The organism is Bradyrhizobium sp. USDA 336 (assembly GCF_044908355.1).
Taxonomy (GTDB): domain Bacteria; phylum Pseudomonadota; class Alphaproteobacteria; order Rhizobiales; family Xanthobacteraceae; genus Bradyrhizobium; species Bradyrhizobium yuanmingense.
Genome location: NZ_JBIYDC010000002.1, coordinates 1,526,027 through 1,539,074, shown reverse-complemented (window position 1 = coordinate 1,539,074; position 13,048 = coordinate 1,526,027). Strand labels below are relative to the sequence as shown.

General features: G+C 64.6%; 14 protein-coding genes. 6 read left to right on the top strand and 8 right to left on the bottom strand.

What is annotated here, in order from left to right:
- Nucleotides 1–7 precede the first annotated feature (7 nt).
- From ABIA45_RS08170 to ABIA45_RS08160, 3 genes are all read left to right on the top strand, one after another.
- Nucleotides 8–754: a TetR/AcrR family transcriptional regulator gene (locus tag ABIA45_RS08170; protein WP_036012628.1), complete on the top strand. Its 747-nt coding sequence runs from the start codon at nt 8–10 to the stop codon at nt 752–754.
- A 254-nt stretch (nt 755–1,008) separates the two neighbouring features.
- The gene (locus ABIA45_RS08165; RefSeq protein WP_192893429.1) at nt 1,009–1,611 is read left to right on the top strand and encodes a PepSY domain-containing protein; all 603 of its coding nucleotides are present in this window, start codon (nt 1,009–1,011) and stop codon (nt 1,609–1,611) included.
- A 258-nt stretch (nt 1,612–1,869) separates the two neighbouring features.
- On the top strand, nt 1,870–2,895 hold the full coding sequence (locus ABIA45_RS08160) for an aspartate-semialdehyde dehydrogenase (RefSeq protein WP_404651654.1): 1,026 nt from the start codon (nt 1,870–1,872) through the stop codon (nt 2,893–2,895).
- Nucleotides 2,896–2,992: 97 nt separating this feature from the next.
- On the opposite strand, the gene queA is transcribed toward ABIA45_RS08160, so the two are convergent.
- The 5 genes from queA to coaD all read right to left on the bottom strand — a co-directional run bounded on the left by queA (nt 2,993) and on the right by coaD (nt 6,203).
- Nucleotides 2,993–4,066 (bottom strand): tRNA preQ1(34) S-adenosylmethionine ribosyltransferase-isomerase QueA, encoded by a 1,074-nt coding sequence (gene queA / locus ABIA45_RS08155; RefSeq protein WP_404651653.1) that lies wholly within the window; start codon nt 4,064–4,066, stop codon nt 2,993–2,995.
- 143 nt (nt 4,067–4,209) lie between these two features.
- Complete coding sequence (locus ABIA45_RS08150; RefSeq protein WP_018642141.1) at nt 4,210–4,674, bottom strand: peptidylprolyl isomerase; 465 nt, start codon at nt 4,672–4,674, stop codon at nt 4,210–4,212.
- Nucleotides 4,671–5,096: a hypothetical protein gene (locus tag ABIA45_RS08145; RefSeq protein WP_157286054.1), complete on the bottom strand. Its 426-nt coding sequence runs from the start codon at nt 5,094–5,096 to the stop codon at nt 4,671–4,673. Before ABIA45_RS08145 ends, ABIA45_RS08150 begins: the two co-directional genes overlap by 4 nt.
- A 9-nt stretch (nt 5,097–5,105) precedes the next feature.
- The gene (locus tag ABIA45_RS08140) at nt 5,106–5,669 is read right to left on the bottom strand and encodes a peptidylprolyl isomerase (RefSeq protein WP_212373138.1); all 564 of its coding nucleotides are present in this window, start codon (nt 5,667–5,669) and stop codon (nt 5,106–5,108) included.
- Between the two features lie 39 nt (nt 5,670–5,708).
- Nucleotides 5,709–6,203 (bottom strand): pantetheine-phosphate adenylyltransferase, encoded by a 495-nt coding sequence (gene coaD, locus ABIA45_RS08135; RefSeq protein WP_036028155.1) that lies wholly within the window; start codon nt 6,201–6,203, stop codon nt 5,709–5,711.
- A gap of 268 nt (nt 6,204–6,471) precedes the next feature.
- On the opposite strand from coaD, the gene ABIA45_RS08130 reads away from it, so the two are divergent.
- Nucleotides 6,472–6,729 carry a hypothetical protein gene (locus tag ABIA45_RS08130; RefSeq protein WP_404651650.1) on the top strand — a complete coding sequence of 86 codons (258 nt, stop codon included), beginning with the start codon at nt 6,472–6,474 and terminating at the stop codon, nt 6,727–6,729.
- 81 nt (nt 6,730–6,810) lie between these two features.
- Here the strand turns inward: ABIA45_RS08130 and gyrA are convergent, their stop codons facing one another.
- The 3 genes from gyrA to ABIA45_RS08115 form a co-directional block, all read right to left on the bottom strand.
- Nucleotides 6,811–9,543 (bottom strand): DNA gyrase subunit A, encoded by a 2,733-nt coding sequence (gene gyrA, locus ABIA45_RS08125; protein ID WP_036044192.1) that lies wholly within the window; start codon nt 9,541–9,543, stop codon nt 6,811–6,813.
- A 192-nt stretch (nt 9,544–9,735) separates the two neighbouring features.
- A complete protein-coding gene (locus ABIA45_RS08120) occupies nt 9,736–10,134 on the bottom strand; it encodes a DUF2306 domain-containing protein (RefSeq protein WP_404540979.1) in 399 nt (132 codons plus the stop codon).
- Between the two features lie 148 nt (nt 10,135–10,282).
- A complete protein-coding gene (locus tag ABIA45_RS08115) occupies nt 10,283–10,777 on the bottom strand; it encodes a single-stranded DNA-binding protein (protein WP_025036423.1) in 495 nt (164 codons plus the stop codon).
- Between the two features lie 437 nt (nt 10,778–11,214).
- On the opposite strand from ABIA45_RS08115, the gene ABIA45_RS08110 reads away from it, so the two are divergent.
- Both ABIA45_RS08110 and ABIA45_RS08105 read left to right on the top strand, forming a co-directional pair.
- Nucleotides 11,215–12,012 (top strand): outer membrane protein, encoded by a 798-nt coding sequence (locus ABIA45_RS08110; protein ID WP_271537907.1) that lies wholly within the window; start codon nt 11,215–11,217, stop codon nt 12,010–12,012.
- 237 nt (nt 12,013–12,249) lie between these two features.
- Nucleotides 12,250–12,948 carry an outer membrane protein gene (locus ABIA45_RS08105; protein ID WP_157286061.1) on the top strand — a complete coding sequence of 233 codons (699 nt, stop codon included), beginning with the start codon at nt 12,250–12,252 and terminating at the stop codon, nt 12,946–12,948.
- Nucleotides 12,949–13,048: the final 100 nt, after the last annotated feature.

The following is a 13,048-nucleotide window of genomic DNA, read 5'->3' as shown; positions in this document are numbered from 1 at the left end:
ATTGGGCATGGGATTGACTGCGACCAGGACAAGACCGGCAGCGCCACGGCGCGAGGTACCGAAATCGCGCGGTGGCCGGCCGACGAAGACTGCTGCGATCGAGCGCGATCTGCGGCTGATCGAGGTCGCCACCCGCCTGTTCCTTGATCGCGGCTTCGATGCGACCTCGCTCGATGCGGTCGCGGAAGCTGCGCGGGTCAGCAAGCCCACCGTCTATTCCCGCTATGGCGACAAGCGCGGCCTGTTCGCGGCCGTGCTGAGGCGCGAGATCGAGCGCTGGCTTGCGCCGCTGTCGGCGGCGGCGGAGACGCAGCTCTCCAGCGCCTCGAACATCCCGGTCGAGCAGCGGCTGGTCGAGATCGGACGCGAGATGCTGACCTTCACCTGCGGCCCGGATGCCGTCGCCTTCAGCCGCATGATGACGGCACAGGCGATCAACTTCCCCGACGTCGCCAAGCTCGGCAAGGAGGAAGGCTGGCTGAAGGCCGTCGCCACCACGGCGCGCTTCTTCGACCATCTGGTGGCGCAAGGCGCGCTCGATGTCGACGACACCACCATCGCAGCCGAGGTGTTCCTCGACGTCGTCGTCGGCCACACCCATCGTATGGCGACGTTCGGAACGGCGCTGGAGCTGAAGGCTGCCGAGAAGCGCATGCGCGCGGCGATCAAGCTGTTCCTGGCCGGCGCGCTGGGGCCTGCCGACCGCGTCCAGGACACCTCGAAACTCGCGCCACGGCGCCGCTCCTCCCGCTGACAATTCCGTGAGCTTGCGTGCTTTCCCCAAGGGGCGACGATGCGGCGTCATTGACCGAAATAAAACGATACGGTATGGTTTAGTTATAAGGCGATGCGGACCGCTTTTTTCACCAGCCCCAAAGGAGGCCCGTATCACCCAGATCGCCGCGCCGGGTACAGCCTGCCGCGGCGCTCCGCGGCCGGCCGATGCCCAAGGCCGGCCGCGAATTCTTTACGATCATCCGGCACACTCGCTGGCCGAGGGTTTCGAGCATGACGACTGCCAAACGATGGACCTCGCACCTGCTTGCGATCGCATTGCCCGCGCTGCTCATCGCCGCGCCGGCACAGGCTGTCGTGACCGCGAGCACGCCGACCGCGCTTCACAGCGACACAGATGGTGATGCCGAAGCGGACCGCCAGGCAGTCAGCCGCGAAATAGAGCGATTCCGCAGCTCCTCGATCACGATCAGCCAGGCCATGGCGATTGCCGAAGCCCGCCATGCCGGCGCCACCACTGCCGATGTGAGCTTCGACGGCGGCTCGGGCGTGCCGGTCTACCGGGTGAAGACCCTGCACAACGACCGGATCTGGCGCCACACCATCAATGCTTCGACCGGCGAACTGGTCGGCGGGGAAGCCGCCCTGCCCCTCACCGAGCTCGACCGCGAGGACCGTAGCAACCTCGCAGCGCTGGGTGCGATCAGGCACCGCCTCTCCGATGCCGTGCGCGTCGCCGAGCGTGCCGCCGCGGGCAAGGCCATCAGCGGCGGGCTGGTCCGTGAACGCGGTCGGCTGAACTTCTCGATCGTCGTCGTCAGCGGCGACGACCTCAAGGAGGTCACCCTGGAGCCACCGGGCGCCAAGGGGAAATAGCGGGTGCCAAATAGCGGCAGGCTGCCCCCGGCATCGTCCGGACCGAAAAGCCATTGACGGGGGCAAGACTCTCCCGCATAAGTCGCCGCCATGTTCACGACCACCAAACGCACGACCAAAACCACCACGGCCGAAGGGGCCCGGGGAGGCGTGCGCGCGTAGGTCGTCGACTTAAACGCATCAGCTCTACGGCAAGCCCCGCCCTCGATGGTCCGGGGCTTTTTTGTTGTCTAAATTCTCAATGCAACGGAGGACAAAGTGAGTAACGATCCCGTCGTCGCGATTGTCGGCGTCACCGGCGCGGTGGGCGCCGAATTCATCGCCACCATGGACAAGCGCGGCTTTCGCGTCGGCAAGCTCAAGGCACTGGCGAGCGCCCGCTCGGCCGGCAAGACGGTGTCGTTCCGCGGGCAGAGCGTGGCCATCGAGGAGTTGACCGAGCGCTCCTTCGACGGCGTCGACATCGCCCTGTTCTCCGCCGGCGGCAGCATCTCAAGGAAGTATGCGCCGATCGCGGTGAAGGCCGGCGCCATCGTGGTCGACAATTCCTCGGCCTTCCGCATGGATCCGAACGTGCCGCTGGTGATCCCCGAGATCAACGCGAGCCGCATCCGCGACCACAAGGGCATCATTGCCAACCCGAACTGCGCCGCGATCACCGCCCTGGTGCCGCTGTGGCCGATCCACCAGCACAACCGCATCAAGCGCGTGATCATCTCGACCTATCAGGCGGCCAGCGGCGCCGGCGCCGCCGCGATGGAGGAGCTCGTCGAATCCACCCGCGCCAACCTCAACGGGCAGGTCTATACGCCCAAGGTGATGCCGCACCCCTACGCCTTCAATCTGTTCAACCACAACACCGCCATCGACCCCGAGACCGGCTACAACGACGAAGAGACCAAGGTCATCAAGGAGACCCGCAAGATCTTCGAGGACGACAGCATCGCCGTCGGCGTCACCTGCGTGCGTGTGCCGGTGCTGCGCGCCCATTGCGAAGCCATCACCTTCGAATGCGAGAAGCCGATCAGCGAGGACCAGGTCCGTGCCATCATGGCGCAGGCGCCCGGCGTGAAGGTGGTCGACGACCGCGCCAAGAACTACTTCCCGATGCCGATCGACGCCTCGGGCCAGGACGACGTCCTGGTCGGCCGCATCCGCAAGGATCTCAGCGACCCCACCGGGCACTCGATCTCGATGTTCGTGGCGGCCGATCAGCTGCTCAAGGGCGCGGCGCTGAATGCGGTGCAGATCGCGGAACTCCTGCCGCAGCGGGTGATGGCGTAACGAAGGTTGCGTAGGGTGGATTGGCCGAAGGCGTAATCCACCTCTTCGCTTCCGCGGAGACGAGCAGTGGTGGGTTACGCCTTGCGGCTAACCCACCCTACCGCTCGGCCCGAAACAGCAAACACGCATCGCCATACGAATAGAAGCGATAGCCCTGCGCGATCGCGTGCGCATAGGCCTGCTTCATCGTCGCGAGCCCCGAGAAGGCCGACACCAGCATGAACAGCGTCGACTTCGGCAGGTGGAAATTGGTTATCAGCGCGTCGACCGCGCGGAAGCGGTAGCCGGGCGTGATGAAGATCGACGTCTCGGCTGCGAATGGCTGGATCGTGCCGTCCTCGCTCGCGGCGCTTTCGAGCAGCCGCAACGACGTCGTGCCGACCGCAACGATGCGGCCGCCGTTCTTCCGCGCAACGTTGAGCCGCTCCGCCGTTTCGGCCGAGATCGTGCCCCACTCGGCGTGCATCTTGTGGCCGTCGGTGTCGTCGACCTTGACCGGCAGGAACGTCCCTGCCCCGACATGCAGCGTCACGCGGTTGAGGGCAACGCCGCGGTCGCGCAACGACTGTTCCAGCGCCGGCGTGAAATGCAGTCCCGCGGTTGGCGCTGCAACTGCGCCTTCACTCGCCGCGAACATGGTCTGGTAATCAGCGAGGTCCTGATCGTCTGGCGTGCGCTTGGAGGCGATGTAGGGCGGCAGCGGCGGGCTGCCGAGATCGGCGATGGCCTGGTCCAGCGCCGGGCCGTGGAACGAGAACGCCAGCGTCACCTCGCCCTCGGTGCCCTTGGCCTCGACCTCGGCGTCGAGATGACCGAGCAGGCAGACCTTGCCTTCGTTGCCAAAGCGGATGCGGTCGCCGGGGGCGAGCTTCTTGGCCGGCTTCACCAGCGCCTGCCAGCGCGAGCCGTCGAGACGCTTGATCAGTGTCGCCTCGATCTTCGGCTCGGTGTCGCGGCCGATGCGGCGACCCTTCAATTGCGCCGCAATCACCTTGGTGTCGTTGACGACGAGTTGGTCGCCCGGCCTCAGCCATTGCGGCAGGTCGGAAATGATCTGGTCGCGCAGCGCGCCATTCTCGACGACTAGCATCCTCGCGGAATCGCGCGGGCTCGCCGGACGCAAAGCGATGCGCTCGGGCGGCAGATCGAAATCGAAGAGATCGGTGCGCATGAGCAGGCTTGGCGCGACACAGCCAGACCTCATGGTGAGGAGGCGCTTAGCGCCGTCTCGAACCATGAAGGCCGGGTTGCAGCAGTGGGGCCTTCATCCTTCGAGACGCGCGTTCCGCGCTCCTCAGGATGAGGATCGAGTGACTATTCCTTGTCCGCGGCCATCCGCGCCTTGACGATCTTGTCGGGGTTTTGCACCGGCTCGCCGCGCTTGATCTTGTCGACGTTCTCCATGCCCTCGGTGACCTTGCCCCACACCGTGTACTGGTTGTCGAGGAAGCGGGCGTCGTCGAAGCAGATGAAGAACTGGCTGTCGCCGGAATCGGGATTGGCGGCGCGGGCCATCGAGGCGGTGCCGCGCACATGCGGCTCCTTGTTGAACTCGGCCTTCAGCTTCTTGCCGGAGCCGCCGGTGCCGGTGCCGTGCGGGCAGCCGGTCTGCGCCATGAAGCCCTCGATCACGCGGTGAAACACGATGCCGTCGTAGAAGCCCTCACGGACCAGCTCCTTGATGCGCGCGACATGGCCGGGCGCGAGGTCGGGGCGCATTTCGATGGTGACGGGGCCCTGCGTGGTCTCGAGGATCAGGGTGTTTTCGGTGACGCTCATGCTCGTCTCTCTTGCGTTGGGGGTGAAGTCTTCTCGGGTGACGTCTTGCGGCTGCGGAACTGGATCGCGAATGGACGTCCCGCGGCGGCGCCGGCCATTGCATCGGTAAATGGCACCGGCGTGCAGCGTTGCAACGCCTCCATCACCGCGATCCGGTATTGCAGCCGGTCATTGTCGGAGGCCTCCGCGGATTCATAGGTAATCCTCGGATGGCCCAGAATGTTTCCGGCCCGGTTAAAGCTCACGAGGACGGTGATGTCGAGTGGGCGGGCCCTCGCCGGCGACGGCGGTCTCCAGCAGGTGCGCAGGTGCCGGAAGATGTCCTGGATCGTGTCGACCTGGGCGGCCTCCACGGCCGCACGGGAGGTGGCGAGCAGCAGCACCACGGCAACCAGCAGGAGCCTGCCCCCGCGCCACGCCATGGCCCCCGCCTATTTGATGTCGGAGGCGACCTGCACCTTCACCATCTTGTCGGGATCGGTGACGGAGCCGCCGGGCGAGCCGGGGGGCGCCTTCTTGAGCTTGTCGACGACGTCCATGCCCTGCACCACCTCGCCGATCACGGTGTACTGGCCGTCGAGGCTGCCGCCGTCGGCGAACATGATGAAGAACTGCGAGTTGGCGCTGTCGACGCTGTCGCCGCGTCGGGCCATGCCGACGATGCCGCGGGCAAAATGCACCTTGGAGAATTCCTGCTTCAGGTTCGGGTATTTCGAGCCGCCGGTGCCGTTGAATTTCTCGCCGTCGCCGGTCTGCGCCATGAAGCCGTCCATGACGCGGTGGAACGGCACGTTGTTGTAGAAGCCCTCGCGCGCGAGCTGCTTGATGCGCTCGGCATGCTGGGGCGCGATGTCGGTCCTGAGCTTGATGACGATGCGGCCCTTGGTGCTGTCGATGACGATGGCGTTGGCCTTGTCGAGATTTGCCGGCAATTGCTGCGCCACCGCCGGTACCGCGAACAGAAGCGCGGCAAGAACTGCGAGAATTCGGATCATGACAACTCCGGATCAGAGAGAAGAGGAAGCGCGCCGTTTTCAGGCGAATTTGGCCTTGAGCTGTGCCGCGACCTGCGGCGGGACGAAGGCCGAGACGTCCCCGCCCATGCCGGCGATCTGGCGCACCAAAGTGGCGGTGATCGGGCGGACCATGGGAGAGGCCGGCAGGAAGACCGTATGCACCTCGGGAGCCATGGCCTCGTTCATGCCGGCGAGCTGCATCTCGTAGTCGAGGTCAGTGCCGTCGCGCAGGCCCCGAATCATGATGGTCGCGCCGTGCTTGCGCGCTGCGGTGACCGACAGATCGTCGAACGTCGTCGCCTCCAGCACGCAGCCGGCTTGCGCCGCGATCGGACCGCAGACGTCCTCGAGCATCTTGAGGCGCTCCTCGGTCGAGAACAGCGGTTTCTTGCCGGGATGCACCCCGATCGCGACCACGAGCCTGTCGCACAAGGAAACGCTGTGCCGGACCACGTCCAGATGGCCGTTGGTGATGGGGTCGAAGGAACCTGGGTAGAAGGCGATGCGCGGCATGGCCCCGTCCTACCGCGCCCGGCCCGGGCCGGCAAGCCGGGCAGGTTCCTTGCCCGTTTCCGGTCCAGCCCCTCCGAAAATGTCCCGTCGGGGGTCAGCGGCAGCCGGTTTGTTTCGCCCTCGGGGCGACCACGAAACAAAACGGAGCGGGAACGAAACCATTTCCCACATCGGCGAAGACGTCCGGAAACTGGCCATGGTTACTAATCCGGGCCAACGAACGACGGGCGCGTACTGGGCGTAGGCGGCCGCATCACAGGGGACTGTCATGATCAAGACCATTTCAGCGATCGTTCTGTCTGCGTGTGTTGCCGCGGCCCTCACCCTACTGCCCGGCTTTGCCCCGAAGGTTGAAGCCAGCGTGCCGCAGCCGCTGGCCAAGAGCGACCGGCTCGACATCCGCAGCATCGGCCGTGACTGCTCGCAGCAGGCCTGGCCGAACTTCGAAGCCTCCTGCCTGCGTAGCGCCGGCACCAAGGCCAATGTCCGCGAGGCACGCCTCGTGACCGCCAACCGCACGCCGTAATCGGGCTTGACGATTTCGCGTCAGCTAGGCGGTTCACAGCCCGGATCGAGCGCAGCGCAATTCGGGCTGCCTGGCTGAACGTTACTCCCCGTTGGCTCCGTTGCCGTTCTCGGCCTCTTCCGTGATGTGCTCGACTGACACCACGTGCTCGTCCTCGGCGGTGTCGAACACGATCACGCCTTGCGTCGAGCGGCCGGCGATGCGGATGCCTTCGACCGGGCAGCGGATCAGCTGACCCTTGTCGGTGACCAGCATGATTTGATCCGCCTCCTCCACGGGGAACGAGGCGACGAGATTGCCGTTGCGGTTGTTGACGCTCATGGCGACGATGCCCTTGCCGCCGCGGCCGGTGGTGCGGTACTCGTAGGACGAGGTCCGCTTGCCGTAGCCGTTGACGGAGACGGTCAGCACGACCTGCTCCTGCGCCGACATTTCGACATAGCGCTCCTGCGGGAGCTGGAAGCTGCCCGAGGTCTCCTCGGCCTCGGCATCGGCCGGTGCCTCTTCCGCGGCGGCTTCGCCCGCGACCGCGCGGCGCATCTTCAAATAGGCCGAGCGCTCGTCCGAGGTGGTGTCGACGTGGCGCAGGATCGCCAGCGAAATCACCTTGTCGCCTTCGCCGAGCGCGATGCCACGCACGCCCATCGAGGTGCGCCCGGTGAACACGCGCACGTCGGTGACGGGGAAGCGGATGCACTGGCCGCCGGCAGCGGTCAGCAGCACGTCGTCGCGCTCGGTGCAGATCTGCACGTCGACGATCGCCTCGTTGTCGTCGAGCTTCATCGCGATGATGCCGGAGCGGCGGACGTCGACGAAGTCGGACAGCTTGTTGCGCCGGACGTTGCCGCCCGTGGTCGCGAACATCACGTCGAGCTGGCCCCAGGTCGATTCATCCTCCGGCAGCGGCATGATGGTGGTGATGCGCTCGCCCTGCTCCAGCGGCAGGATGTTGATCATGGCCTTGCCGCGCGCGTTCGGCGCGGCCATCGGCAGCCGCCAGACCTTTTCCTTGTAGACCTGGCCGCGCGAGGAGAAGAACAGCACCGGAGTATGGGTCGAGGCGACAAAGAGCCGGCTGACAAAATCCTCGTCGCGGGTCTGCATGCCGGAGCGGCCCTTGCCGCCGCGGCGCTGCGCCCGGTAGGCCGACAGCGGCACGCGCTTGACGTAGCCGGCGTGCGAGACCGTGACGACCATGTCCTCGCGCTGGATCAGGTCCTCGTCCTCGACCTCGCCCTCCTGCTCCATGATCACGGTGCGGCGGGGCGTTGCGAACTCGGCCTTCACCTCGGCAAGCTCGGTCTTGATGATGTCCAGGATGCGCGCGCGTGAGCGCAGGATCGCGAGATAGTCGCCGATCTCCCCGGCGAGCTTCGACAGCTCGCCGCCAATCTCGTCGCGGCCGAGCGCGGTGAGACGTGCGAGACGCAATTCGAGGATCGCCCTCGCCTGCTCCAGCGACAGGCGGATCGTGCCGTCCTCGTTGATCCGGTGACGCGGGTCATCGATCAGCGTGATGATGTCCTCGACGTCGCGCGCGGGCCAATCGCGCGTCATCAGGGTATCACGGGCCGCCGCTGGTGTCGGCGAGGTGCGGATCACCTTGATGATCTCGTCGATGTTGGCGACCGCGATGGCGAGGCCGACCTGCTCATGGGCGCGCTCACGCGCCTTGCGCAGCTTGTACTTGGTGCGCCGGGTGACGACCTGCTCGCGGAAGCCGACGAAGATCGTCAACATATCCTTCAAGTTCATCGTCTGCGGACGCCCGGAATCGAGCGCAACTGCGTTGACGCCGAAGCTCGTCTGCAGCGGGGTGAACTTGTAGAGCTGGTTCAGTACCACGTCGGGCACGGCGTCGCGCTTGAGCTCGACGACGACGCGATAGCCTTCGCGGTCGGACTCGTCGCGCAGGTCGGAGATGCCCTCGATCTTCTTTTCCTTGTAGAGCTCGGCGATGCGCTCGACCATCGTCGCCTTGTTCACCTGATAAGGAATCTCGGTGATGACAATCGCCTCTCGATCCTTGCGAATGGTCTCGAACGTGACCTTGCCGCGCATGACGATGGAGCCGCGGCCGAGATGGTAGGCGCTGCGGATGCCCTGGCGTCCGAGGATGATGCCGCCGGTCGGGAAATCCGGGCCGGGAATGATGTTGATGAGCTCGTCGATGGTCAGCGAGGGATTGTCGATCAGCGCAATACAGGCGTCGATCACCTCGCCGAGATTGTGCGGCGGGATGTTGGTCGCCATGCCGACGGCAATGCCGCCGGCGCCGTTGACCAGCAGGTTCGGGAACCGCGCTGGCAGGACCACCGGCTCCTTCTCGGAACCGTCGTAATTGTCCTGGAAGTCGACGGTGTCGCTGTCGATGTCCTCGAGCAGCTTCAGCGCGATCTTGGTCAGGCGGGACTCGGTGTAGCGCATGGCCGCCGCCGGATCGCCATCGACCGAGCCGAAATTGCCCTGCCCGTCCACCAGCAACTCGCGCATCGAGAAGTCCTGCGCCATGCGCACCAGCGCGTCATAGATCGCCTGGTCGCCATGAGGGTGGTATTTACCCATGACGTCACCGACGATACCGGCGGACTTCTTGTGCTTCTTGTCGGGCGTGAAGCCCTGCTCGTTCATCGAGAACAGGATGCGCCGATGCACCGGCTTCAGGCCATCGCGCGCATCGGGCAGCGCGCGCGATACGATCACGCTCATGGCGTAATCGAGGTAGGACTTCTTCATCTCGTCGAGGATGGAGACGGGGCGAATGTCCGAGGGTTGCGCCGGCTGGTCGCCGGGCTTGTTATCGTCGTCAGCCAAGGGGAAATCCGGTGAGGTTTTATCTGGGAATCATATAGCGCATCGAGGGTTGGATAACCACCCTGACAGGGCCGCCGGAAGCGCTTTTTCCCTTCGTTTTTTCATGCACTTACCGGGGTGACGAGAGGTCATTTCCGGACAGCCCTCGGACGTCGGCAACCCCTGCGCCGGAGAGTGGATTTCGGCCACGGCTCAAGGCCCGAAAACCACTGTATGCATGAGCCGGCCGGGCATGAGGGTGAACAGCCCGGCAATGACGAGTGCGCCGAAGAAGATCGAGGCCATCGTGATCTTGTGGCGGCGAACATTGTGAGCTCTTGCAGCCGTCACGCCCAATACGAGCATCGCCAACGCGAAGATCGAGAGCAGATGGATCGGGCTCCATTGACCGACCAGACGGATTTCGTGAATCCAGAACGAGGTGAGCGCCACGACGAGCATCAGCACCACCCAGACCCAGCCCAGAGCCCGGTGCGGAAGGGTGCCCTTGGGGGCGATGAGCTGAACAATTCCGAGGACGAATGCAGCCATCGCGGCAAAGGCATGCAGCGGGATCGCCGGAGCAGCAGCAAGAAGCGGTCCAAGACTCATGCAGCAGTCCCCGATCGGCAGCGGCTCGCCGTCTGACGCACAACATGAGGCAAGCTTAGAAAATCAAGCTTTGCCCGTTGATTGACGAGAAATCCAAGCGCGGCACGCGAGCACACCGATGCAAAGGACGAGCGCCCGCTATTTGACCTCAGAACGGGATATCGTCGTCCATGTCGCTGTTGCGGCCGCCGCCGGCGGCAACGGGACGGCGCGGCGCGCTGCTGACGGGTCCGGAGGAGCCGAAGTCGCCGCCCGGCTCGTCGCCGAAGCTGCCGCCTCCGCCGCCGCCACCGCGGCCGTCGAGCATCGTCAGCGTCGAGTTGAAGCCCTGCAGCACGACCTCGGTCGAGTACTTCTCGACGCCGCTCTGGTCGGTGTACTTGCGGGTCTGCAGCGCGCCCTCGATGTAAACTTTCGCGCCCTTCTTCAGATATTGTTCGACGATCTTGCAAAGCGGCTCAGAGAAGATCACGACCCGATGCCACTCGGTCTTCTCCTTGCGCTCGCCCGTGTTCTTGTCGCGCCAGGTCTCCGAGGTCGCGATGCTCAAATTCGCGATCGGCCGCCCGTCCTGGGTGCGGCGGATTTCGGGATCCTTGCCGAGATTTCCAACCAGAATGACCTTGTTGACGCTTCCCGCCATCGCCGCTCTCCACTCCGAATGCCACTGAATTTCAAAAGGGCGAATCCGCTGCCCGCGTTCCTCTGCGCCCGCTAGGGCGACCCTATACGCTTGCGGGCACCGATCAGCCTGCCACCCCCGGGGTTATCCCCATATATAGCATCCCCTTCCGTTTTGTTCCAGATTTGTTCTTCATCGCAATAGGACAGCCATTCTGGCCCATTGCCAAAATAATGAGCAGCGCTCCGATGGAACCTTCTTGGGTTCCCCTGAACGAGAAAAACCGCTTAACATTCATTAATTTGTTCCATTCACTTGAGTGGCGAGTGTGGCATTCCGGAGACGGACTCTGCCCCATTCTTAGGCTACATTCGCGTTGGAATTGATTCATATGGGCGTCGCGCCTGATCAGCCGCTTCGGGGAGTTTCAAGAAGCGGACGAAACTGGGGAGACTGTAATGAACAAGGTTCTGTTTGGTGCAATCGGTGCAATGGCGTTGGGGCTGTCGGGGCCGGCAAGTGCAGCGGATCTTGCTGCGCGTCCCTACACAAAGGCTCCGGCCCCTGTCGCTACCGTTTACGACTGGAGCGGCTTCTACATCGGTATCAACGGCGGCGGCGGCACGAGCCGTAAGTGCTGGGATTTCGTCGACACCACGGGCCTCGTCACCGGCGCCGCCGGCACCCTCGTCGGTGAAGGATGTCACAACGCGACCGGAGGCACGGTCGGTGGCCAGGTCGGCTACCGCTGGCAGTCCGCTAATTGGGTGTTCGGCGTCGAAGGCCAGGGCAACTGGGCCGACTTCTCCGGCGACAATGTCAGCCTCGTCTTCCCGGGCTCCGCGCTCGTCACCGGCAGCCGCAACCGGTCTCAGATCGATGCCTTCGGCCTGATCACCGGCCAGGTCGGCTATGCCTGGAACAATATCCTGGTCTACGTCAAGGGCGGCGCCGCCGTCGTCAGCGACGAGTTCGACGTCTACGCGGCGCCAGGCACGCCCGGTGCGGGCACCCTGCTCGCCTCGGCCGATCACACCCGCTGGGGCGGCACCGTCGGCGCGGGCGTCGAGTTCGGATTCGCACCGAACTGGACGCTCGGATTCGAGTACAACCACCTCTTCCTGGGCCACCAGACCCGGGACTTCACGACGCCAGGCGGTGCCTTCTTCGGATCCGATCGCATATATCAGGACGTCGACATGGGTTTGGTCCGGCTGAATTATCGCTTCGGCGGCCCGCTGGTCGCGAGGTACTGATTCCCTCTGATTTCGTGAGCGATGGAAGGGCCGGCCCCAGCGCCGGCCCTTCTTTTTTGCGCACGACGGCTGGACGTCAATAAGTCAGCAACCATCACCTTTTCGGCTGTTGTGGCTTTTCGGAGACACAACTTGCGGCTTTGGTGGTGTAAAGACGGCGCCAGTTGGGCCGTTGAGTCCGCTGCCCTTCCGTGAGGGAAGGCAACAACAGAAACTGGGACTGGGATTAAGTTGAAAATGAAAAAGGTTTTGTTGGCTTCGGCCTGTTTGTTCGCTCTCGCGGCCCCCGCTTCGGCTGCTGATCTGGCAGCCCGCCCCTACACCAAGGCGCCCGCGCCTGTGGCCTCGGTCTACAACTGGACCGGCTTCTATCTCGGTATCGTCGGCGGCGGCGCCTGGGAAAACAGCTCCGATGATCCGCGCATGCAGGGCGGTTTCGTCGGCGGCACCGTTGGCTACAACTGGCAGACCTCCAACGTCGTGTTCGGCATCGAAGCTGATGGCGCGTGGGCTGACGTAAACGCCTCAGCGACCGGTCTTGTTGATTTTGGTGGCGCCCTCGTTCCCACGACGGTCAGTTCGCGTATCGACGCGCTCGGCACCGTGCGTGGTCGCATCGGCTGGCTCGCTTCCCCGAGCGTCCTGCTGTACGCCACGGGTGGTTACGCCTGGATCAACAACAAGATCAGCGTCAGCGCGCCCCCTGTTCTGAGCCTCTCGGAGAGCCAGTTCCATTCGGGCTGGACGGTCGGCGCGGGCGTCGAGGCGATGTTTGCTCCGAACTGGTCGGTCAAGGGCGAGTACCTCTATCGCAGCCTGGGCGGCGAGACCTACTTCTCGGGCGTCTTCCCGGTCAACACCGGCACTCTCGACCTCCACACCGTGCAGGTCGGCGTGAACTACCACTTCGGCGGCCCGGTCGTCGCCAAGTACTGAGCTTCGTCTCTGACGCATCATCGTCACGAAAGGCCGGCCTCGCGCCGGCCTTTTTGTTTGTTGCGGCCGCCCGTTCGCTCGCGTTTTCGAAGGGGTGTGG